Source organism: Methanococcoides mangrovi, assembly GCF_052057775.1.
Classification (GTDB): Archaea; Halobacteriota; Methanosarcinia; order Methanosarcinales; family Methanosarcinaceae; genus Methanococcoides.
The window spans coordinates 1,738,252-1,761,018 of record NZ_CP195121.1; the positions used below are offsets into that span (position 1 = coordinate 1,738,252).

Annotated in this window: 25 protein-coding genes; 15 read left to right on the forward strand and 10 right to left on the reverse strand. The window is 41.3% G+C overall.

What is annotated here, in order from left to right; genetic code table 11:
* Positions 1–81: 81 nt before the first annotated feature.
* From ACR3I3_RS08735 to ACR3I3_RS08755, 5 genes are all read right to left on the reverse strand, one after another.
* On the reverse strand, positions 82–1,320 hold the full coding sequence (locus tag ACR3I3_RS08735) for an ABC transporter permease (protein WP_440951874.1): 1,239 nt from the start codon (positions 1,318–1,320) through the stop codon (positions 82–84).
* On the reverse strand, positions 1,298–2,593 hold the full coding sequence (locus ACR3I3_RS08740) for a COG1361 S-layer family protein (RefSeq protein WP_440953778.1): 1,296 nt from the start codon (positions 2,591–2,593) through the stop codon (positions 1,298–1,300). The genes ACR3I3_RS08735 and ACR3I3_RS08740 overlap by 23 nt, the downstream gene beginning before the upstream one ends.
* Positions 2,594–2,622: 29 nt before the next feature.
* Positions 2,623–3,336 carry an ABC transporter ATP-binding protein gene (locus tag ACR3I3_RS08745; RefSeq protein WP_440951875.1) on the reverse strand — a complete coding sequence of 238 codons (714 nt, stop codon included), beginning with the start codon at positions 3,334–3,336 and terminating at the stop codon, positions 2,623–2,625.
* Positions 3,337–3,855: 519 nt separating this feature from the next.
* The gene (locus tag ACR3I3_RS08750; protein WP_440951876.1) at positions 3,856–4,620 is read right to left on the reverse strand and encodes a helix-turn-helix transcriptional regulator; all 765 of its coding nucleotides are present in this window, start codon (positions 4,618–4,620) and stop codon (positions 3,856–3,858) included.
* A 17-nt stretch (positions 4,621–4,637) separates the two neighbouring features.
* Positions 4,638–5,552, reverse strand: coding sequence for a hypothetical protein (locus ACR3I3_RS08755; protein WP_440951877.1), 915 nt, complete (start codon positions 5,550–5,552; stop codon positions 4,638–4,640).
* A 559-nt stretch (positions 5,553–6,111) separates the two neighbouring features.
* Between ACR3I3_RS08755 and ACR3I3_RS08760 the strand changes: the two genes are divergently transcribed.
* The 5 genes from ACR3I3_RS08760 to ACR3I3_RS08780 all read left to right on the forward strand — a co-directional run bounded on the left by ACR3I3_RS08760 (position 6,112) and on the right by ACR3I3_RS08780 (position 9,494).
* Positions 6,112–6,537 carry a hypothetical protein gene (locus ACR3I3_RS08760; protein ID WP_440951878.1) on the forward strand — a complete coding sequence of 142 codons (426 nt, stop codon included), beginning with the start codon at positions 6,112–6,114 and terminating at the stop codon, positions 6,535–6,537.
* Positions 6,538–6,943: 406 nt separating this feature from the next.
* Positions 6,944–7,738, forward strand: a complete 795-nt coding sequence (locus ACR3I3_RS08765; protein ID WP_440951879.1) for an FTR1 family iron permease — start codon at positions 6,944–6,946, stop codon at positions 7,736–7,738.
* Positions 7,739–8,004: 266 nt separating this feature from the next.
* Positions 8,005–8,511 (forward strand): PepSY domain-containing protein, encoded by a 507-nt coding sequence (locus tag ACR3I3_RS08770; protein WP_440951880.1) that lies wholly within the window; start codon positions 8,005–8,007, stop codon positions 8,509–8,511.
* A gap of 471 nt (positions 8,512–8,982) precedes the next feature.
* Positions 8,983–9,162 carry a hypothetical protein gene (locus tag ACR3I3_RS08775; protein WP_440951881.1) on the forward strand — a complete coding sequence of 60 codons (180 nt, stop codon included), beginning with the start codon at positions 8,983–8,985 and terminating at the stop codon, positions 9,160–9,162.
* A gap of 38 nt (positions 9,163–9,200) precedes the next feature.
* Entirely contained in the window at positions 9,201–9,494 is a 294-nt protein-coding gene (locus ACR3I3_RS08780; protein WP_440951882.1) for an ArsR/SmtB family transcription factor, read from the forward strand.
* 4 nt (positions 9,495–9,498) lie between these two features.
* Here the strand turns inward: ACR3I3_RS08780 and ACR3I3_RS08785 are convergent, their stop codons facing one another.
* Positions 9,499–11,562 (reverse strand): ATP-binding protein, encoded by a 2,064-nt coding sequence (locus tag ACR3I3_RS08785; protein ID WP_440953779.1) that lies wholly within the window; start codon positions 11,560–11,562, stop codon positions 9,499–9,501.
* Positions 11,563–11,646: 84 nt separating this feature from the next.
* Complete coding sequence (locus tag ACR3I3_RS08790; protein ID WP_440951883.1) at positions 11,647–12,957, reverse strand: hypothetical protein; 1,311 nt, start codon at positions 12,955–12,957, stop codon at positions 11,647–11,649.
* A gap of 378 nt (positions 12,958–13,335) precedes the next feature.
* On the opposite strand from ACR3I3_RS08790, the gene ACR3I3_RS08795 reads away from it, so the two are divergent.
* The 7 genes from ACR3I3_RS08795 (at position 13,336) to ACR3I3_RS08825 (ending at position 19,186) form a co-directional block, all read left to right on the forward strand.
* Positions 13,336–13,536 carry a DUF378 domain-containing protein gene (locus tag ACR3I3_RS08795; protein ID WP_440951884.1) on the forward strand — a complete coding sequence of 67 codons (201 nt, stop codon included), beginning with the start codon at positions 13,336–13,338 and terminating at the stop codon, positions 13,534–13,536.
* 79 nt (positions 13,537–13,615) lie between these two features.
* Entirely contained in the window at positions 13,616–14,686 is a 1,071-nt protein-coding gene (locus ACR3I3_RS08800) for a YbgA family protein (RefSeq protein ID WP_440951885.1), read from the forward strand.
* Between the two features lie 52 nt (positions 14,687–14,738).
* Positions 14,739–15,179 (forward strand): pyridoxamine 5'-phosphate oxidase family protein, encoded by a 441-nt coding sequence (locus ACR3I3_RS08805; RefSeq protein ID WP_440951886.1) that lies wholly within the window; start codon positions 14,739–14,741, stop codon positions 15,177–15,179.
* Positions 15,176–17,314 (forward strand): PEP/pyruvate-binding domain-containing protein, encoded by a 2,139-nt coding sequence (locus ACR3I3_RS08810; RefSeq protein WP_440951887.1) that lies wholly within the window; start codon positions 15,176–15,178, stop codon positions 17,312–17,314. The genes ACR3I3_RS08805 and ACR3I3_RS08810 overlap by 4 nt, the downstream gene beginning before the upstream one ends.
* Positions 17,315–17,573: 259 nt before the next feature.
* A complete protein-coding gene (locus ACR3I3_RS08815; RefSeq protein WP_440951888.1) occupies positions 17,574–18,446 on the forward strand; it encodes a fasciclin domain-containing protein in 873 nt (290 codons plus the stop codon).
* 105 nt (positions 18,447–18,551) lie between these two features.
* On the forward strand, positions 18,552–18,818 hold the full coding sequence (locus ACR3I3_RS08820; protein WP_440951889.1) for a DUF3303 domain-containing protein: 267 nt from the start codon (positions 18,552–18,554) through the stop codon (positions 18,816–18,818).
* 104 nt (positions 18,819–18,922) lie between these two features.
* Complete coding sequence (locus ACR3I3_RS08825; protein WP_440951890.1) at positions 18,923–19,186, forward strand: DUF3303 domain-containing protein; 264 nt, start codon at positions 18,923–18,925, stop codon at positions 19,184–19,186.
* 66 nt (positions 19,187–19,252) lie between these two features.
* Here ACR3I3_RS08825 and ACR3I3_RS08830 read toward each other — a convergent pair whose 3' ends face one another.
* Both ACR3I3_RS08830 and ACR3I3_RS08835 read right to left on the reverse strand, forming a co-directional pair.
* Entirely contained in the window at positions 19,253–19,726 is a 474-nt protein-coding gene (locus ACR3I3_RS08830) for a hypothetical protein (protein ID WP_440951891.1), read from the reverse strand.
* Between the two features lie 252 nt (positions 19,727–19,978).
* Positions 19,979–20,368 (reverse strand): hypothetical protein, encoded by a 390-nt coding sequence (locus ACR3I3_RS08835; RefSeq protein WP_440951892.1) that lies wholly within the window; start codon positions 20,366–20,368, stop codon positions 19,979–19,981.
* A 196-nt stretch (positions 20,369–20,564) separates the two neighbouring features.
* On the opposite strand from ACR3I3_RS08835, the gene ACR3I3_RS08840 reads away from it, so the two are divergent.
* Together ACR3I3_RS08840 and ACR3I3_RS08845 are read left to right on the forward strand one after the other, a co-directional pair.
* Positions 20,565–21,308 (forward strand): AzlC family ABC transporter permease, encoded by a 744-nt coding sequence (locus ACR3I3_RS08840; RefSeq protein ID WP_440951893.1) that lies wholly within the window; start codon positions 20,565–20,567, stop codon positions 21,306–21,308.
* Complete coding sequence (locus ACR3I3_RS08845; RefSeq protein WP_440951894.1) at positions 21,305–21,652, forward strand: branched-chain amino acid transporter permease; 348 nt, start codon at positions 21,305–21,307, stop codon at positions 21,650–21,652. The genes ACR3I3_RS08840 and ACR3I3_RS08845 overlap by 4 nt, the downstream gene beginning before the upstream one ends.
* 333 nt (positions 21,653–21,985) lie before the next feature.
* On the opposite strand, the gene ACR3I3_RS08850 is transcribed toward ACR3I3_RS08845, so the two are convergent.
* Positions 21,986–22,273: a metal-sulfur cluster assembly factor gene (locus tag ACR3I3_RS08850; RefSeq protein ID WP_440951895.1), complete on the reverse strand. Its 288-nt coding sequence runs from the start codon at positions 22,271–22,273 to the stop codon at positions 21,986–21,988.
* Positions 22,274–22,384: 111 nt separating this feature from the next.
* On the opposite strand from ACR3I3_RS08850, the gene ACR3I3_RS08855 reads away from it, so the two are divergent.
* The gene (locus ACR3I3_RS08855) at positions 22,385–22,726 is read left to right on the forward strand and encodes a PRC-barrel domain-containing protein (protein ID WP_440951896.1); all 342 of its coding nucleotides are present in this window, start codon (positions 22,385–22,387) and stop codon (positions 22,724–22,726) included.
* Positions 22,727–22,767: the final 41 nt, after the last annotated feature.

Genomic DNA, 22,767 nt, shown 5'->3' on the forward strand with positions numbered 1-22,767 from the left:
AAATATTTTTGATGCTGAATTGTTTTGTTTGACTACCAAATCAGAAATTAAATCTAAATCTTAAAAAAGGGAGGTATGATCTTACTCATACCTCAAGGCGTCCACAGGTTTCATCTTTGATGCATTGTATGCAGGTACCACTCCTGATATAATACCTACAAAAATAGCGATGGAGATGCCGATAGCCACCAATTCAAGGGATAGGGTTGATCCCATCGAGGAACGCATTATTGACAGTCCAAGGCCAGGCAACATCGCTGTCAATAGAAGGCTTAGAAGAATGCCAAGTACGCCACCTACAAGCCCCACCATGGCAGAGTTGAACAGGAATATCATCATAATATCTCTGTTCTTTGCCCCTATGGCTTTCATGGTTCCAATGTCCTTTGTCCTTTCCATCACTGATGTGAACATTGTGTTTGCGATCCCTACTGATCCAACTACAAGAGAAACACCTGCTATGGCAGCAAGGAAAAGACTCATTGAGTCCATCATCTCAGTTGCACTTTCTAATTGGGATTCCGGGTCGGAAACACTGAAGTCCCTGTCATTTTCCGTAACATGTCTTGAGATCATGAGCCTTTCTTCTATATCCTTTCGGACAGTATCAACGTTATCGATATCATCAACCTTTACAATGATAGAATCAAAGACATCATCTTCAGCATCTTCAATAATATTAACTGCTGCATCGATAGGCATGATGATACCGTTATCATTATCCCCGGATTCCAGAATTCCTACTACTCTTACGGATTTCTCATTGATGGTGATAACCTGGTTGAGACTTATGGGCTGGTCGAACATTTCATTGGCGATCCTGTCTCCTATGACAGCAACATAGTTATCTGAAGCTTCAAGCAATCTTCCGGAGGCAGCAGTATAGGATGTGGCATACTGCCAAACCTGCGGGTCAACGCCAGTAATGGAAAGACTTGCCGATTCTCCCAGATAATATACATCTTCATTACCTGATATCTGGCCATACATATAGTCAATATCTTTGACCAGCCGGAGGGCCATAACATCCTTATCTGTCAATTCGGTATCTTCTGTTGAGGAACCTCCCCAGTCACCCCCCGGCCCTTGTCCCGGTCCCATTGCTGATGAAGCCCTTGTATATCCGGCGGTGATAGTGAGAGATGTCATGTCCATGTCCGCGAACCTGCTTTCCATATCTTCCTCCATGCTATCACTAAGTGCCATTATGGTGACCACAGACCCGACACCTATCACAATACCTATTATTGTGAGCCAGCTCCTGATCTTGCTGTGAAAAAGAATATTGGCAGCAAGTTTAAGATATATCCTGTACCTCATTGTCCCTTTCCTTCGAAGTTTTTATTTTCCTGTAATAGTATGCTCCGCCAACTACAACTCCAATCACCAGCAGATACATCAGATAAGTGGTTATGGAACTATTGTTTCTCGCACCAGGGCCGGCAGTGGTCAGATCTGCTGTAGTGGATGTAAGTTCAATAGGAACACTCTTTTCAACTGAGACCCTTTGTCCGGTTGAATCCGTATATTCTATTAGAACTTCGAGTTCGTTCCGGGAAGATTGTGACTCACTCAGCGCTTCCATTTCTTCAGTATCCATTTCATCCATGTCCATGTACGATCTTTCACTATTGCCGGAATCAGGGCCCATAGCATTGTTGATAATACTAAACGATGTGATGGTATAGTCACCTTTGTCGAGGTTACCTACTATGGATTCAGAGCTACCACTTGCTTTGAAGTTCTCCTGTTCAGGAATGGAAACTTTTACAGAATATGCTTCATTGTTTCCGATATTGGCTATTGAAAGGGATACTTCTCCCGTATTTCCTTCGGAGAATGCAACATCAAAATCAGTGCCTCCTCCAACGAATATTCCGGCTTTTGTGTTGATCGCATTTACATTGGAATCATAGTCCTCGAATTCCAGATCAATGTCAAGCTGGTAAAGGCCCGGGTCAGCATTCACATCGGCGATCACTGAATATGCAACTGTAGCTGATTCTCCGGTGTCAAGATATGAGATGAATTTGGTGTTGTCAGAATAAACCGGAAGGATAACCCCGTTTGGCTCGTTCCATGAGATGGCCATGTTCTTGAGAGGAGAACTTCCTGTGTTCATTACTGTGAATTCAAGTGTTTCCTCTACTGCACGATCGATGATCGCTTTATTAATTACTACCTGGGCGTATTCCTTTCCACGTACCTCAAGATCAACTGTTGTGGTTTTAGTTGCACTGTTTCCTTCGTTGACCGTTATGTCGAGATCATAGGTGCCTTCTGAAGCATTGGGGTCAACATTAAGTGTGAACCTGAGGATCGCTGCATCATCTTCGTCCTGACGTGCATCGAGGAATGAGATGGTTTTGCTCAATGGTTCATCGGATACCTGCAAAAACGGATATTCAGGTTCAATTTCAACCTTTACATCGGAAAGATCTTCGTTCCCGATGTTCTGTACACTTACTGTCAGTTCGACGGTTTCACCGGGTCTTGCAGGGTTCGGGCTCTGGCTCATTATGTCCACACTGACACCAGGTGCACTGGTATAAGTTGCTGCAGATGCAGTAGCGATCGGTAATGCCAATAGCATCAATAATATGAGAATACTTTTCAATTTTTTCATTCCAATCCTTTCTCCTTAATTTCTATTTTCTCGATCATTCCATCTCTGATGTAGATGATCTTTTCAGCGTATTTTACGAGTTCATTGTCATGAGTAACGATGATAATCGTCTTGTTCTCGTCTTCATGTAATTCGTTCAAAAATTCCAGTATGTAATCTCCGGTCTTGCTGTCCAGGGCGCCGGTAGGTTCGTCTGCCAGAAGAATTTCCGGGTTGAATGCAAGCGATCTTGCGATGGCAACTCTCTGTCTTTGTCCTCCTGAGAGCTGGGAAGGCAAATGCTGCATTTTGTCACTAAGTCCCACTATCTTGAGCAATTCCCTGGCACGGTTCTCAGCAACATCCGGGTCCTCTTCCTGGAATTCCAGTGGCAGCATCACATTTTCCATGGAATTGAGCGTGGGGATAAGGTTAAACTGTTGAAAAATGAATCCAATTGTCCTTCCTCTGATCTGTGCCAGCTCGGATTCTCCAAGGTGGGAAATATTCTTCCCGTTCAGGCTGACACTTCCTTTTGTCGGAGTATCCAGACATCCTATCTGGTTCATCAGGGTACTTTTACCGCTTCCACTTGGTCCGAGTATGACCACGAATTCGCCTTTCCTGATGTGCAGGTCAACTCCTTTTAGTGCTGCAAACTCAATTTCACCCATCTGGTAGATCTTCCAGACATCATTCAGATCTATAAGAGGTGTTTCATTCTCGTTCATCTTTGTTGAAACCTCGTGAATCAATTATCTGATTTTTATTGTTCTGACTGTAATCTGCTCTTTCACGTAACTCCTCTCAAGGCGGCTTTGAATGAGTTATGTGGGGTTCTATCATCTCACTGGTCGGTCTTTAGGTGATAATTGCTCTAACCTTGAGAGGGGGCGTGATAGCAATCCTTCGATTAGTTGTTTTGAATATAAGCATACTTAATTTTTAAAGAAAAAATATGGTCATAAAGTTAAAATGAAGCTTTTTAATGCTTAATTATTCTTAAAAATGCATTATAGTATGTATGAATTAAAATTCAAGACAAAATAATTGCAAATTTGGAATAATGTGCAATAAATATCTTTTTTTTATTGATGCTGCAAAAATGATTATTAAAATAAAGTCTGGACTTATGAACTTCGCCGGGATTCATCCTGTAGGATCTAAAGTGTGGTCCGGCTCAACGGACTTCGAATATTTGGAATGAACAAAAAAAGGTTAGGTTGTAGATCAGGAATAATTTTTCGATCTTATTTTCTATCTTTCAGTATGATGACGTTTCCACGTCCCTTCCTGAACTTTTCCACATAACCTTTGGCCTCAAGTTCCGATAACATCAGGCTTACCTTCCCTTCTGAGTATCTGATCTTGCTTCTAAGGTCTTTTTGTGTGATCCTTCCTCCGTTCGCGATTATTATATCAAGGACTTCCTGGAGGTCGGATGGGAATTCTTCATTTTCTTCTTCTGGTTTAAAAACTACTTCTGTCTTATATGTGACTTGATCAGTTCTTTTTTTCTTGTGTACAAAGGAATATGTACCGATCACTGCTAATGCAAGTACTATGAATATGATTGAAAATGTGCCGACAGCTGATTGGCTGTTTGCTTCAGTACTTTTTGGGTTTTCCTCAATAGGGGCAATTTCAGCAAGGTCTTCTTCAGTTATCAGCCCTTCAGAGTATGCAGGGTAAAGCAGGAGATCAATGACATAGTTACCAGCGTCTGTGATGACAATATCCTCTTCTGCGAAGTAGATGAGGGTTTCATTCTGGTAATATTCAGCTGTAATGGTGTAGATGCCAGGATTGAGGTCAAACGAATATGTTCCGTATTTTGCTACAACGGATTGTGACGGTGTTGAATTTACTGCAATTATAGTGTTTTCCAGAGGTTCAAATGTGTTCCACTCATATGTTGCTCCGTGAACGGTAGCTGAGCTGTTTGCAGCTGCCATTGCTGTTGGCAGTATGCTGAGCAGGATAAAAAGGAACAATATTGAATTTCTGGTCTTCATGTTAACAGCCGTTGCAATCAGATCTTACCTAATGTGGTCATCCATTGACCCTGTTCAGTCTGTCCGTCCAACGTGGTAACGTTGTAGGTTCCATTTCCGGACATCATTACTTCTCCCTGGCCGGATGAAGTAAATGCTATGTTACTTCCTTTTACCATAACCATCACACCGGTACCGGATATGTCTGCATATCCGTTAAAATTAGTGTACAGGGACACATTTTGCCCTTCATGAAGGATATTTGATATTTCGTGATCAGCAGTTATATTCGCTTTGATGTCGCCATTGAGATCGGATATAGCTACAGTTCCATCTTCGGCGTACAAGCTAATATCAAGATCACCAGCAAAGACTGCCGTACCGTTCCCATTGGCAGATATATTATCCGTCATGTCAAGCTTTACAGATCCAGGGGTTATGATCTTCAGTTCTTCAAATATTTCTTTAAGTATCCTGTTAGCTTCGTCCAATTCCTGCAAGGACTGCGTAAGGTAGTACCGTTTATTGATCTGGGTTACAGGCTTCGTTTCATATGCCAGTTGTTGCTTCTCTCTTGCCCTTTCTATGGCCTGTACATAACTTTCAAGAAGGGATCTGAGCTTTTCAACGTCTTTGCCATTTGCTTCCAGGTCATTTATACCAGCTTCGATCTGAAGAGCTGTGATCTCTGATCTTGTGATCATGTCGTCTATGAATTTTTCAGGATCCTTCCTATGAGGTGGGATCTCGTCTGTGGGAGGTAAGCTATCATTTTCAGGATGGAATTCAAACCTGTCATTAAGCCCTAAGAATTTCAGAGGTGAATCCATAAGGTTGTTCCAGGGAGTAATGTTCTTTTCCTGATGTTCCATAGTTCTCTGATCGACACATCCTGATACAAAGAGTGAGAGTATAAAGAGTGCAATTACTGCTAAATATGTTGTTCTTTTCATATTCATTAGATCTCCTTATGCTGGATGTTTTGTCGATAACCTGTGAATACGATGAATTTCTTACAATAGATATATTTTTATTGATAGGACAACGGAGTTTGTATCACCTGTTATCAGCTACCTGTTGTTGACGTAAATATATATGCATACTTTACATGGGCTATATAAGATGACTTTATAATGCTTTATTATTGTTCTAAGATCAAAATCAGTGATATTTCTCTTTTAAAAATCATATTAATAACAAAATTCAATCTCATTTTTAATATTAGTTTCATATATTCTCTTTTAGTAAAGGATCTTTGCTGATCTAAGCATAATAATGTCTATCTTCGAGTTGGATAACAATTGTGGGTATATGCTCTAAATGTTAATTATGCTCAAATATTATTTATTTCGATAAATTAGTTTAATTTAAGCAATAAAAAGTCTTAAAATGCTTCATTTAATCTTTAGGGTTATTTTATCTGTCAAATACTTAAAGTATGCTTATATTCAACCCGATTCATGTCGCAATTGTAAGCAACCAGTGGCATACTGGTGCTTCAGGAGCGATATCATGACAAAAAAACTGCTGAAATTATTATCCTGTCTTGCAGTCATATTAATGGTGGCATGCATTCTGCCATCTGGTGCATTTGCTGCAGAAAATAGCCAGCTTGACAAAGGATACATGAAATTTGGAAAGATGAACAGATTTGCAGATTCCGGAATGGATCACTCTAATATTAGAGACAATTTCCTGGACGAGATGCCAGAATTCGAGACCGATGAAGGGAAGTTCGAGTATCTTCTGGACAAAATGTCTGAATTGATCGATGAACAGATCGAAAGGCTCGAATCAATGGATCTTGACGAGATCGACAATGAGCACATCACTGCGGAGTTTATTGAGGACCGTCTCGAATCTCTCTATGATGTAAAAGAAGAGCTTGAAAATGCAGGATCTCTGGAGGATCTTGAGGGAATAAGAGAGAGTCTTTAGGAAATGAGGAGACCAAATTCCCCAATGGAGCTTCAGGAGGATGAGTAATAGCCGGCAAGTTTGAAAAAGGGAAACGATCCCTTTTCTTTTTTCGGCAAGATCCTGTCTGTTCGATCAAGTTTTGCTGATCATGTTGTTCTCATGGAAGTTGTTTATGATACTGACAGTTGAAGAGACCATATTTATGGTTTTAGGATTCCTGTTTTTTGTTGCTATTGTACTTTTTATAGTCTTTACTTGCAAGGAAGATTCCTTTAATAAAGCTCAATAATGAATTTTATCAATTTTTCCTTTTTCTTAATCAATGTTGCAGTATTTGCCGCAATGCTAACTACAATATATCACACCTACAATTGTTAGTCATACCAAACAATAATAGGAATGATTAAACATGTTCTCAAGCTTTATGATAACATTCAGGGAAGGGCTTGAAGCCTTTCTGATCGTGGGGATCATCCTCGCGTATCTTGTGCAGACAAGACGGACCGAACTGAACAAGTACGTCTATAGCGGTACAGGACTTGCTATCATCGGAAGTCTGGCCGCAGCAGTTATCTTCAACCTTCTTGCGATACAGTTCGAAGGGCGTAATGAGGAGCTTTTTGAAGGTATTGTAATGCTGGTGGCAGCGGTCATCCTGACATCCATGATCATCTGGATGGCACGTGAGAGCAACAACATCTCGACAACGATACAGGAGCACGTCGAAGGGAAGAAAGCCTACGGACTCTTTGCACTGGCATTCCTCTCCGTGTTCAGGGAAGGTATCGAGACAGTTCTTTTCCTCGGGGCAGCAGCAATGAACACAGAGACAAATGCTGTGCTCTACGGAGGAATTGCAGGTCTTGCAGTATCGGTCGTTGTTGCGTATCTTGTGTTCAAATACTCTTCACACACGAGCCTGGACAACTTCTTCAAGGTTACAAGCATTTTCCTGATCCTCTTTGCAGCAGGACTGGCAGCTCATGGTGTCCACGAACTTCAGGAAGCAGGTGTGGTTCCGATCGTTGTGGAACATGTCTGGGATATCAATCACATCATTGATGAGAAAGGAACCTTTGGTTCTGTCATGAAATCCCTGTTCGGATACAACGGAAACCCATCGCTTATCGAAGTGCTGACCTATGTAGGATACTATATAGCAGTTGGTATCGGCCTGCGGATACCCGGAAGGAGGGATAAAGTTGCTATAACAGCCTGATCCCGTTAAGATCTAAACTACTCCAATGCTACCATCGACAATGATGGTAGCAGCTCTCCTCTTCTCCTCTCTTTTTTGGATCTTTATTGATCTCCATATGTAATAGTGTCTTTTGATCTTGCTTTTCTTCGAATCGAAACTCGTACTGTATGGTTGTGGTAGCTTAAAGCACAATCCTTATATAGTTACGAGTACATGTGTAACATATAGGCTACATATACAAACTATGGTTACATAGTTTGAACACAATAAAGGATGTGAACAACATGAAAACGACAACAAACAAACTTTTGATGGGGGCCATACTTCTTGCAGGTGCAGGAATGATCGCCCTGACAATGCAATCCGGTATTGTCCAGGCCGCTTACGGTTCAGGTCCGGGGTCTGGATGGGGAGGATGCCCTGCTTATGGTGCATACGCATCAGGATATACTGGTTATAACCAGGCAGCTGCCTATTCCGGCTCTTATGAACTGACCGTCGAAACAATTGAAGATGCACTGGCCATAGCCAAGGATCATATCGATGCTGAAGTGAATGAGGAGAATATCTACCAGATGGGTAGATGGTGGGTTGTGTATTACACAGATGATGATGGTATTGTAATGCGCAGCTACATCGATGCATTCACCGGGGATGTTCTGGAAACTCCCGATCAGGCTTATGACTATGCGAACACGCGCCGTGGTTATGGCATGATGTATGGCTACAGTCATGGTTATGGAATGGGGTATGGTCCCGGTATGGGTTATAGCAGAATGTATCGTTACTAATGAATGAACTATGTGGTTTCCCTGCCATAAATTTTTGAACGCACCCCCACAAACCTTTGGCAGGGAATGTCCACTAATCACATGAGGAATTCGGTCTTAGGAAGAAGGTGATCGTATGATGTGGTATGGAATGTATGGTGACTACGGTATCTTTGGAGGTCTGGGAGGTTTTACTATGCTATTCAATTTGCTGATATTGATAGCTCTTATCTGGTTAGTATCTTCATTCTTCAATAACAGGTCTTGCAATCTTAATAATGGATCATGCAATAACAGAGATGACCGTGATCTTAGATTATCTCGTATTGAAGAACAGGTTGAGAGCAATCGCGAAACTCTGGAAAAGATACTAAAGAAACTGAATTAAGTTCGGTTCTTTGCTTTCTTATATGGGGCAGTAGTAAACATTAATATGAAAACACGAACATCTTGTAAATAGCTATGATGCACTATTACAATACATTTAGTTTATTGGATTTTCTTCTGGAAATTTTCCTTATACTGTTGGTTGTAGGCATAGTCCTCTTCTTCATTAACAGGTCCGGGTTTGCAAGCTCTCAGGACAATGAGAAACTTGTGAGGATGGAGAAAGATGTTGCCGAGATCAAAAAGACCGTAGAGGAGATCAAAGATAAACTGGAAGAGATCTGAAAACTTAAGATCAATTTAATTCTTCAGCCGGTCTTATTATGGGAAGAACAATGCAGCAGGTAGTATCCATAGGCGAGGCTATTTCACACCCTCTGAGGCTTAAGCTTCTTTATATGCTCTCAGAGAGGGAATGGTATGTGTATGAGCTTGCCAAAGAGCTCAACGTTTCCCGTCAGGTCCTGTATCTTCACCTGAAAAGGCTTGAAAAGGCCGGATTTGTGGAAAGCGATCTTCGCCTTGAAGATGACGATATGAGGGCAAAGAAATTTTTCAGGCTCAAGGAATTCGAAGTTTCACTTAACATCGAAGACCTTAAGGAATTCTTTGAATGACCTTTTACCGTGGCAATTTTACGTGCACGGTGGTACCCTTTCCTTCTTCACTTTCGATCCATATCTCTCCGTTGTGTGCCTCAGCGATACTTTTGCAAATGTAAAGCCCTACACCGGTACCTCCATATTTGCGTTTGATCGAGGCATCGATCTGGTAAAATCTCTGGAACAGGTTGGGAATGAGTTCCCTGGGTATGCCTATTCCGTTATCCTCTATCTCTATGTGCAGATACTTTTCTTCTTCGTATGCCTTCAGGATGATCGTGCCTCCTGAAGGGGTGAACTTGATAGCATTATCAACGAGGTTCGTAAGCATATCGGAAAGCCTTGTCCTGTCTCCATCGATAAGGGGGATGTTATCAGGCACATCTCTTTCAGTTTTCAATTCTTTCTCTTTAACCTGCAAGTCCACATCATTTACTACATCGTCTATGATCTCTGCTATCCGTACCTTTTCGAACTGATACTGGATGGTCCTGGATTCGATCCCACTGATGATCAACAACGATTCTATCAAACGTCTGAGACGTTCGGAATTTCGCAGGACCACATTGACCGCCTTTTTTTGCTGCTCGTTGAGCACTCCCAGCGTACCTTCAGAAATGAGCTCCCCATAACCTTTGATGGAAACGAGGGGAGTTTTAAGTTCATGACTTATGTTGGAGAGGAACTCATCTTTCATCACATCAAGGGATTTTAACTCCTTATTTGCCTTTTCCAGTTCGCTGTTGACCTTTGAAAGCTCATCTGCATACTTTTGAAGGGCCTCTTCGGATCGCTTTCTCTGGATTATTCTCCACATTCCTTCCATAAGGAGTGTCAGCTGGCGAACGTCCGACTCATCATACTCTTCCTCTTTGTTCCCAACACCTGCTACTACGACTATCTTTTTGCTATCGAACACGGGGATGTTCATGTGACGGGTCAGTTTCACATGGTTTTTTGGATATCCTCTCTTTAAAGGATTCGGAGCATCGTAGTCATTCGTGATAATGGGTTTTCGCTGTCTCAGCGCCTCCCCCCAGAGTCCCGTGCTCTTCAGGGTATATACCTTAGGCTTGTTACTTATCTTACATTCATTCATAGCGTTCTCTGACCATGAATGCATTGTGAGTATTGTCTCTACATCGTTCACGAAGGCAATATATCCGAGTTTGCTCCGGGTAAGCAGGACAGCTTCTTCACGTGCAAAGTCTATGATCTCCTGCATCGAACTGTCGGTCATCTGGTTAAGGAGTAAAAGTGTTTCCAGGCGATACTCATCAAGCTTCCAGCCATCTTCAGCTTTTTTTCTTCGTGTGATATCTTCAAAGATGCCGATGCCTCCCAGAAGTTCGCCTTCTTCCGATATGTTCGGGCTGTACTCTGCTTTGATAGGTGTGACCTTACCACTGATCACAGAACGATATACATCCTCATAATGGCCTGGCTTCCCGGAAAGCACTGCTCTGACAGCTTCCCTCATCTTTTCATCCCGGATGGAGGTTACCATATTAAAGCCGATGATATCCTTTCTGGATGCAGCGATTATCTCAAGGAACTTCTCATTGCAATGTGTTATTTTCCCATCCTGGTCAAAGTGGAATATCCCCAGAGGTGAATTCCCGAAGATCAGGCGGTACTTCTTTTCAGATTCTTTTAGTGCATCTTCTGCTATTTTACGTTCGCTGATATCCTCAAAGATGCCGATACCACCCAGAAGTTTGCCATCTTCCGATATGTTCGGGTTGTAGTCGGCCTTTATAAAGATGAGCTTTCCACTGATCACAGTGCAATACTTTCCTTCAAAATGGCCCTGTTTTCTTGAAAGTGCTGCATTAACAGCCTCCTTCATTCTTTCATCCCGGATGGAAGTTACCATATTAAAGCCGATGATATCTTCTCTTGAAGCAGAGATGATATCAAGGAATTTACTATTGCAATGTGTTATCCTCCCGTCCTGGTCAAAATGGAATATTCCCAGAGGCGAGTTCTCAAAGATAAGGCGGTAGTTCTTTTCCGAATCCTGGAAAAGCTCGTCCAGTTCTCCATCTTTACATTTATTTTCGGAAATTCCTATACCCCCAATATACTATTAAACTAAACTGAACTATACTTGATTAAATTTGAAGTTAGTTTCTATTTATAGATCATTCTGCCGTTATGATCTTTCTCAGGGAATCACCCAATCACTGTAAACAAATGCCTGCTCTGCATTTGAACCCCAGCTCATCACAACGACACGATATTCCTGACCTGCAGGTACCTTCAAATTGGTCACAGTATATGTCACTCCGTTCTCGGCTTCAATCTCTGCGATCACATCACTCTCTATCTGGTCCCAGGCCATTCCTTCCTCAATGGATTCAAGGTATGTGTAAATTATCACGTTTTCCGCAGTTGCAGAACCAACGTTCGTGACCTCAATATCAAGGTCCACATATGTGTAACCAGAAACATGCCTTCCGCTTCCGGTAAATTCTATTTGCAGCTGTGGATATCCGTAACCGATCGGTGTTATCATTGCTTCTGCATTTCTGTATATATCAGGTATCACACCCACATCCCACCCTGAAGCAGTTGTTTCAAGGTAGTAATACCTAATACCGTTGTAATTATAATAGCTTCCTGAAATACTTTCATCGCCCTGAACACCCACTGCCATGTGGCCCGGCAGTGTTATCAATGCCACTCCATATCCCATTTCGTGCAGGATTGATGCCAGAAGGATGGATGAATCCTCACAGTCCCCTCCACCATGGTAGAGTGTTTCGAACGGAAATCTTGGATATTCGTCATAACCCGCGGAAGCGCTATCGCTGACATAGGGAAGGGACTGAACGAAAGCTGTCGCAATGTAGGGGATCTCGTCTTCACCATAACCGCCTTCTGCAGCAAGAGTTTCTATTTGTGTGGTTATCTGTGATATTACCACATCATCGTAAGGATCATTAGCGAACTGGTCATAGTCCCTGCTTCTGCTTCTTTCTGAATATAGTTCGTAGCTTTCTTTATAGTACTCGTTCTGCATCCAAAACTTTGTGTTATCATATTCCCATTCATAGGTACGTGTGATGGAATCCTCAGTTAGTTCGACCGCTACTGTTACAGGTTCTATGGTGATGGGATCCGTTTCTATGTATATTTCCGGCTTGATCTCATACGTCACATCAATGGAGAAGCTGCTATCATAGATCTTGTCCAGCCTGATGGAATAAACTACAAAGTCCCCATTCGGTTCCTTTATATTATACGTCTGGCCTGTGGAGAGCGTTCTTTTTGAATATTCGATCCCATCCTTCCTGAATGAAAAGGCTGCAAAGTCCTCTTTCCTATCGATCTCCAGGACCTTTAAAGAATAACCATTCTCAAGGTCAAGTATTCCAGTCTTCTTGAGGGTTGAATTATATTGCTCAGTTTGAGCTGTAGCTGCTCCATCAGGTTCATCAAAATCCGGCAATTCGCTTTCTTCCGGATATGTCACCTCGTCTCCTTCTATGCACCCGATACATGAGAAAACGATTACCAAAATGAAAATCATAGAGATCGATCTTTTGAAAATCATATAATCTGGAATTCATTTGTGAAATATAATAGCATTATGGTTACAATATTCTTTTCTGTGAATATAATTGAAATTGTAATTGTAATTGTAATTGTAATTTGTAATTTGTAATTTGTAATTTGTAATTTGTAATTTGTAATTTGTAATTTGTAATTTGTAATTGTAGTTTTAATTGTAATTTAGCAATTATATATATTATAATTTTTATTATATATCTGTAAAATAATTATAAATACTAACTAGTAAATACAATAAGTTGGATATTTACTTTTGCAAATTTACTGGAGGGTATTTGTTATGGTGGAGAAATCAGCATTAGACTGGATAGCGATAGCTCTGGTAGTTATCGGTGGTTTGAACTGGGGATTAGTTGGAATTTCGCAGGATTATAATCTTGTGGCCCTGATCTTCGGGTACAGCATAATTGCGAGGATCGTGTACCTGCTTGTCGGACTTTCGGCGCTCTACATGATCTACTTTGCAAACAAACAACATTAAGGCAGCGACCTGCTGCCCTTCTTTTTAAATATGATCATTTACTTACCTTTTATTAGAGTTCATTGTCCTGGGGGTTAACATGTCTGACTATGATATTCCTCTGTATCTTTATCCAAGGCCACGTGTGGTCGCAAGCAAGTGTCTGGAGTTTGAGAGTGTACGCTATAACGGTAGTCTTGTCCGTTGCCCTACTGTTCGTGACCTGATACCTTTTGTGGATTTCATCACAGTTTGTCCGGAGGTAGAGATCGGGCTTGGAATACCGCGTGAGACAATAAGGATAGTGAAGATAAATGGTCAAAAAAGATTAATTCAGCCAAAAACGAATCACGATCTCACAGATGAGATGGATAATTTCACAGATCAGTTCCTGAAAGCTCTTCCTCCTGTTGATGGTTTTATTTTTAAATCCGGATCTCCTACCATAGGAGTACGAAATATCAAGATATATTCCGAGAAGGAAAAGGGGTTTGTAATTGATCATGGTGCCGGTTTTTTTGCAGATAAGATCGTTAAACGATATGCTGAATATCCTCTTGAAGAAGATGACAGGCTCAGAAATAGTATCATAAGGCACCATTTCCTGACAAAACTTTTTACTTTTGCAGATCTCAGATCAGTAAAAGAGTCCGGTTCAATTGAAAAACTGGAATTATTCCACAAGTATAATCGCTTTCTTTTCCGATTATACAATTGCGACATGTGCATAAAACTGGATGAGCTGATCGCGAACAGGAGCTCTTCAGGATTTGATAAGATCCTTCCTGAATATGAGAAACTAATTGTAGAGATGTTCCATAGGTCACCGGGCTCGAAAGATTTCATCAGGGTCGCAAATGAGATCATATCAAAAGTAAGCTCTTCATCTTCCCTTTCTAATGTTTCTTCTTTGGAAGATGCTGATAAGGGTTACCTGAACTGCATAATTAAAAAATATGAAGATAACCTCCTGTCATGTGATGCATTACTTGATATCCTCAGGCTGTATGTTATGCGTTTTAGTGATTCTAAAGAGGAATTTTCCAGACTGTTCTTCCCATATCCGGAAGAACTGAAAAACGAAGTGGAACCTGATAGAGACAGGGATTTCTGGGAAAACTTCCCGATTCCGAACAATTCTGATCAGGATCAGACAATTAAAAATCAATAAATATGGGTATAATCAAAGATCATGCAGGGATTTTACATTAGAGGGGGTTAAGTTGACTGCAAAAGCACCGGAAGATACTTTGAAGGATATCCTAAAGGAGCAATACCTTGGAGTCCTTGCTACTGAAAGAGATGGAAGGCCTTACACGAACCTTATAGCTTTTGCTGCAACTGAAGACCTCAAAAATATACTCTTCGTAACTCCCAGATTCACCCGAAAATATTCCAATATACAAATTTCACATTATGCCTCAATTATGATGGACAACAGGTCAAATACGGTCCTGGATTTTAAGGATGCAACTGTTGTTAATGCAATGGGTGTTGTAAAAGAAGTGGAAAAGGTTCCTGAATATTCTGAACTTTACCTTTCAAAACAGCCTCATTTAAAGGATTTCCTTCAGGCTCCGACATCGGCTTTGATGATGATGGAAGTTGAAAAATATATTATAGCCAGCAGTTTCCAGAACGTTGTGGAGATGGAAATGAAATGACCTCTCTGGTTATTCCAATGGAAAGTATTACTCAGGAATTAAAAGGAACTGTTGGTGGCAAAGCTTATTCTTTGTCACAACTCCATTCCAGGGGTTTCAGGATTCCGAAATATTTCTCTATAACTACTGATGCATACAGGAAGTTCTTAAAGGAAAGTGGTCTGGAAGGCCGCATCTCACTTGAGATTGCCAGAAAAGATTTTGGGAATATGAGATGGGAAGAAATGTGGGATACTTCTCTTCGACTTAAGAACATGTTCTTAAGTGAATCTATTCCTGAGGAGCTCGAAAATGCCATCCGTTCGGAAGTTGAAAAGAACTATGTGCAAGTTCCGGTTGTAGTACGTTCCTCAGCTCCGGGTGAGGATTCCTCAAAGACTTCTTTCGCAGGCATCCATGAGTCCTATGTTAATGTTAAAGGGACAGATGCTATATTGGAACATGTAAAACTTGTGTGGGCATCTCTCTGGTCGGATGCTGCTATTCTCTACAGGGAAGAACTGGGTCTTGATCTTGAAGACAGTTCCATGGCAGTCATCGTACAGGAACTGGTGGAAGGTGAACGATCAGGTATAGTTTTCAGCAGGGACCCGAACAATGAGGAACATCTCGTGATCGAGTCAGTTTTTGGTCTCAATGAAGGTCTCGTTAATGGTGATATTGAACCTGACAGATGGATCCTTGACAGGAAGTCAGGCTCGATTCTGGGGCATGAGGCTCCTTCAGGCAGGGAAAGGACCGTCCGGACAGGCGAGACTGGTACATCCATCGAAAACTTCTCTGCGGATCTCAGGAACGAGTCACCGCTGGATGAGGATGATGTTAAAAGAATACATGAGATGGCTATAGCTTCTGAGGAACATTTTGGTCATCCACAGGATATGGAGTGGACAATCCGAAATGATGAATTGTTCCTTCTTCAGTCAAGGCCAATCACGACTCTTAAGGATAAGGAAAAGAGCTGGTACCTTTCCTTAAGAAGAACCTTTGATAATCTTAAAAAGCTACGTAGCAGGATCGAAGACGTTTTGATTCCTGAAATGATCCAGGATTCGAGATCGATGTCTGAGATCGATCCGGCAAGCCTGAATGATGCTGACCTCGCAGAACTTATCGATCTTAGAAGAACTATTTTCAGGAAGTGGGATGCTACCTACACAAGGGATTTCATTCCTTTTGCTCACGGTATGAGGCTTTTCGGAGATGTCTATAATGAAAAGATGAAACCTTCTGATCCATATGAGTTCATGGACCTGCTAAGTAATTCTGATCTCCTGAGCATTCAGAGGAACAGGCAGCTGAATTTGCTTGCCGAGATGGTCAGAAATGATGATTCGATCAGGAAAGGAATCGAATCCGGCAATGTTGAAGGAATTTTTTCAGAATTATTCGAAAAGTTCATGGAAGATTTTGGAAAATCCTCTTATGTAAAAGACAGAAAGCAGATGTTGGACCTGATCCTGGAATTATCTTCACATCCGAAGAATGAAAGAGAAAGTACAAAGGATCCGCAATTGCTTAAAGAGAACTTCTTTTCCAGATTCGATCCTAAAGAGAGATCCTACGCATCTGATTTGCTTGAAATTGGCCGTGCAAGCTACAAGCTTCGTGATGATGACAACATACATCTGGGCAGAATTGAAGGACATTACCTTGCTTCACTCAAAGAAGGGAAACGAAGGCTTCTAAAAAGGGAAATAGGTCCTAACATCAGTGACGATGATGTAATAGAAGCCTTAAGAAATAAGGATTATATCCCGGAAATAGAGGGGAGTCTCCGGGAACAAACCCATTCAGAAGATACAACGGTAAGGCAGATTCAGGGACAACCTGCCAGCAAAGGCATTGTTAGCGGAGTTGCCAGAGTGATCAAAGAAAAAGATGATCTTTTCAGTATTAGATCAGGTGAAATTCTGATATGTGATGCAATCGATCCGAACATGACCTTTGTGATCCCGCTTGTTTCCGGAATTGTTGAGCGCAGAGGTGGGATGCTGATACATGGGGCAATTATAGCGCGTGAGTATGGTATTCCCTGTGTGACAGGAATTCCTGATGCTATTGATATAATAGATACCGGTGATGAAGTTACAGTTGACGGCTATCTGGGTATTGTGGTAATTGACAGGAAATGATGTGATTTTCGGGTAGTACCTATGGGATTTGAATAGTATTTTTAGTCCTCTAGCTTTCTTTTAATGTGAATGATATATTGCATCTTTGTATTTGGTTTCACAACTCTTTATCTATTCATTTTTAATAAAAACTATAGATAAAAATCGAAATAATCTATATATAGTATTAAAAATAAACTCCATTTACCTAATATCTTTACTTATAATGGGGGTTATAAAGACGAAAATATTATACACGCTGTTAGCTTTGCTTTTAGCAATGGTAGTGATGACTTCCGGTTGTACTACCAGTGAACCTGAAGAAGAAGAAGAAGAAATGGACATTGTTGACACTGCGGTGAATGCAGGTTCATTCAATACTCTTGTCCAGGCTGTCCAGGCTGCCGGTCTTGAGGAAACATTGAGAAGTGAAGGTCCTTTCACAGTGTTCGCACCAACAGATGAGGCATTTGCAGCCTTGCCTGAGGGAACTCTTGAAGCCTTACTCGAGGATGAAGAAGCTCTCGCAGCTGTTCTGACATACCATGTAGTTGCAGGTGAGGTCATGGCAGCAGATGTTGCAGGTCTGGAATCCGCAGAAACTGTTCAGGGTGAATCAGTTATCTTTACTGTTACAGATGACGGTGTAATGGTTAATGATGCAAATGTTGTCCAGGCAGACATTGAGGCCAGCAACGGTGTGATCCATGTTATCGACAAGGTCCTCCTCCCACCGTCAATGATGGAAGAAGAAATGGACATTGTTGATACTGCTATCGAAGCAGGTTCATTTACCACTCTTGTGCAGGCTGTTCAGGTTGCCGGCCTTGAGGATACACTGAGAAGCGAAGGTCCTTTCACAGTGTTCGCACCAACTGACGATGCATTTGCAGCTCTTCCTGAGGGAACTCTTGATGAACTTCTTGCAGACCAGGAGGCTCTTGCAGGTGTACTGACCTACCATGTAGTTGCAGGTGAATACATGGCAGAAGATGTTGTAACAATGGATTCAGTTGAAACTGTACAGGGTAGTGAAATTATCATTACTGTTACGGATGACGGTGTAATGGTAAATGATGCTAATGTGGTCATTACCGACATTGAAACAAGCAATGGAGTCATCCACGTCATTGACGCCGTACTGATCCCATGAGGTCCTTATGGATCTCTTTTTTTGTTCGGGATAACTTCATTCAAAAATCAAAATATAATCGTCTAATCTAGATAAACACCATGTAATAATATTGGGGGAAATAATATGCTATATATGGAAATTAGTTCCTGGGAACCAGCTAACCGTGATAAGATACTAGAGCACTTCAAAGAGCTCAAAGTGCCTGCAGGTATAAAGATCGTTAACCAGTGGGTCGATCTCACAGGTGGCAGATACTTTATCTTGTATGAGTGTGACGACGCCGAAGCTTTTGCAGCATTCAACCTTCCATGGTCTGATGTTTGCTACATCGACTGTGTTCCTGTAATGAAATCAACAGATTTCATGTCAGCTATGAGCAGGAAGTCCTGATTGCTGAGATCATATCAACAGGGGAATTCCAGACACTGTATGTAAAGTAAATGTCTGTAAAGCAAACTAAAATAACTTAAATAAACAAAATTTGGGGAAAGAATATGTTATATATGGAAATTAGTTCATGGGAACCACAGAACAGAGATAAGATACTTGAACACTTCAAAGAGATCAAAGTACCTTCAGGAATCAAGATAATTAACCAGTGGGTTGATCTCACAGGCTCCAGATATTTCATCCTGTATGAGTGTGATGATGCTGAAGCTTATGCAGCATTTAACCTTCCATGGTCCGATGTCTGCTACATTGACAGTGTTCCAGTGATGGAATCAACCCAGTTCATGTCACTCATGAGCAAAAGATAAATCTATATATGTAAAATCTGATTCAAAAATCAAATTAAGCAAAAAATATCAAAATCCTCTGACTTTTCAGAGGATTATTCTTATTTCTTTTTTGTCCTGTCCCAGGAAAAGATCAACGGTTCCATTAGGGAATGGCTTTGTTGGGTATTCATAAACGAAATCGCCATTTTTGTCTGAAGCAATGGTCTGGGATGCTTTTATTTTCAAAATAACCTCATCAGCATTTTCATTGGCATCACCGCTTATGATTATGTCATAGCTTCCAGTTGGTACATCCTTATCAATATATGTTGCAATCCCATCCTTTGCTTCCCTGTACTGCTTGAAGGGTATCAGCATTTTGACCGTGAACGTCATATTTTTGACATTATGTGCTTCGACATGGAACTCGTTGGGTATTGAATTTATTGCTACATCATCGAAAAGGTGTTCATATTTCAGATCTTTAACAGTAAGAGGTATCTCAAAATTAACATCCATTTTGATGCTTCTTTCAGGTTTTGTTTTGCCTGAAATTATCAGATCTTCTCCTTTCTTCAACTGAAGAGCAGATACTTCCCATTCAATTTCTTCATGCTCAGATACTGAAGTGACGGGTCTGTAGAATAAGGAATTGATTTTCTTAATAATTCTAAGGAACAAGTTATAGTTCTCGTTGATCGTGATAATTCCCCCAAAAGATCAATGACGTTCCTCTTTAAATACTAAAGAGGAACGCCATTAGAAGTGTACTGCTGCAGCTATAAGATCTTCAATAGATTCCTTTTTATCTTTGCCTTTATTTTGTTTGTTTCACCCGATGTAACCAAAGGATACAAGGTAGACAAAAATTCCAAGTGCAAGTGTCAGGGCCCACAGGCCGGCTGCAATATCCATATGTACTTTCTTTTTGAATCTCCATCTGTTGGTCACAAAAAGGATTATGAAGACGATGACAATGAACCCGAGAAGTCTGTGCACCAGAAGGACGAAGCCATATGATGCAAGCTGGAAGCCCTGTGCGACCGAATAGAGCATAAACAAAAGGGTCGGTGCGATAGTGAAGACTGCAAGTGATGCTCCCCTTGCATGCTTCTCCATGCTCTCGGTCTTCAGTTTGATAGCATACAAAAGCATCAGAAATGCCACTACCTGCAAGAAGAGTGAAAGGTTAGATAATGTTCTTATTACATCCGGTTCCACAAAATTCCCCCATTGAATTATATAAATAGATTGGAGTGAATACTACTTAAATTTATTGAGATTCTTTGATTCCGATCACCATCCAGATTGCATTTAACAAAACATAAATACAAGTAATTCTTTTCTTGCACTTTATTTTCCACTTTGGAAACTAAATATATAATAATTAACTAAATTTAGAAGGTGCATCAATATCATGAGCCAGCAGAGTGAAAGTCTCTTCACAAGTGCCCTCAGGACAACACTACCGGTCTTTCTGGGATATATTCCCCTGGGTATGGCATTTGGCTTCCTTCTGGAAGGAGCCGGTTACCACTGGATATATGCACCCCTGATGAGCATCTTCATATATGCCGGTGCAGGCCAGTTCATCGCAGTAGCACTTCTTGCAGCAGGTGCAGGTCTCACTGAATTTGCCATCACCACGCTGCTGATTAATCTCAGACATTCATTCTATGGCCTGTCGCTGCTGGAAAAGTTCTCCGGTGTAGGCAAAGTTAAACCCTATCTCATCTTCGCACTCACCGATGAGACCTATGCACTCCTCACGACCACCCAGGCTCCTGATGGGGGGTCAAAGGGTAAGTTCTACTTCTACATAGCTGTCTTAGATCATTCCTACTGGATACTAGGGTCGGTCCTGGGGGCTTTGCTCGGCTCAGTACTGGACCTCCGGCTTGAAGGAATGACCTTTGTTCTTACTGCATTGTTCGTAGTTCTTACAATTGAGCAATACTATGCTTCAAGGTCACGTTTTCCTTTCATGGCAGCCATGGGTGCAGGTGTAATATCGCTCCTGCTCTTCAGTCCGGATAACATGCTTTTGCTCTCCATCTTTATCGGTACCTTCATACTGATCGCATATGAGAGGTTCGTCCGGAACAACAGTGAGATAAGCACTCTTGCCGAACAGGTTCTTGAAAAGGAGGATGTTCAATGACAGAAGATCCTATACATTTGCTTGTTGTAACAGCGGTAGTGGCAGTAGCGACCTTTGCAACAAGAGCGGTTCCATTTGTGTTCTTTAACCGCAGGGCTCCTCCTGAGATACTTTCAACTATTGAGAAGAACCTCCCACCGATGATCCTCTTGCTGCTGGTGATCTACTGCCTGAAGGACGTTCAGTGGCTTTCTGCACCATACGGATTTCCGGAGATGTTCACCATATCTGCGGTCACAGGTCTGCACCTGTGGAAGAGAAATGCAATGCTTAGTATTTTCACAGGGACCGGTCTGTATATGGCATTGGTCCAAATGGATGTGTTCAGGATAATTTTCGGATGATCTTTCAGTCCATCTGGCAAAAAGAATAAAGGTACAGCTCCTTCAAATGTTGTTCTGGATCACTGAAAGTTCAACTGAAGGAAAGGATCGAACTGACGAGATGTGTGGAAGTCATTGATATAAGAATATCACCTTTTAGCGATATCTTATCCCCACGTAATTTCCCCAAACTCGCTTTCAAACATATGACTCCCACACCTATACAATATATTGACCTATCAGTTAAAATTAGTTTCGGCGTATCTTTTTAATATATTTTTTTGATACCCCGATTTCTTTTTCTACATCTCAGGGTATTGAAAGGATCTCCTTGCCACAAATTGATATTCAACCTCAGTCAGGCTTTATTTCTTTTGATATCCTATCAGGTGTCCATGGAGGTTCCCAGACCAATTCGATATCTGCCTTCTCGATACCGTCAATTGATTCAACTTTCTGCTTGACATTGTCCAGAATCACTGCATACATAGGGCAACCGGGTGTTGTCAGGGTCATTTTGATGTTTACCCTGTTGCCCTTAACAGCTACCTCATAAACCAATCCAAGGTCCACGATATTGATCGGGATCTCCGGATCGTAGCATGTCCTGAGGACTTCCATTATGTCCTCTTTAGTGACCATAGGTACCCACTCCTTGTCTTTGAGTTCTATGATAATAACTAAATACTTACATACTCAATAATATTTTGGGCATGGCAAATGCTCACTGGATTTAACGGGGGTAATCAGAATATGGCAAAACCGATAATGCTATCAGTGGAAACTATAGAAAGAGATCCTATAAAGGATGCAGAAGGAAAGGAAATTGGGAATTTCATAGACTTTATGATCGACCTGGAGCAAAATTGTATTCCATATGTTATTGTGTCTCTTAAAAGCAGAGACGGATATGTTGGTATTCCCTGGGGACTTTTCAAATTAGGGGAAAAACATACTTTTATTCTTGATGTTGCCAGTTCCACTCTTGATAGTGCACCCGGGTTTTCAGAAGACAAATGGCCCGATGTGACCAATCGTGAGTATGAGGAAAAGATCTACAAACACTTCGGATGTCCCTTGTGTGTGAAGTGCTGAATTCTCATCAATTCTTTGTTACAGGGACTTCATAGTATAGT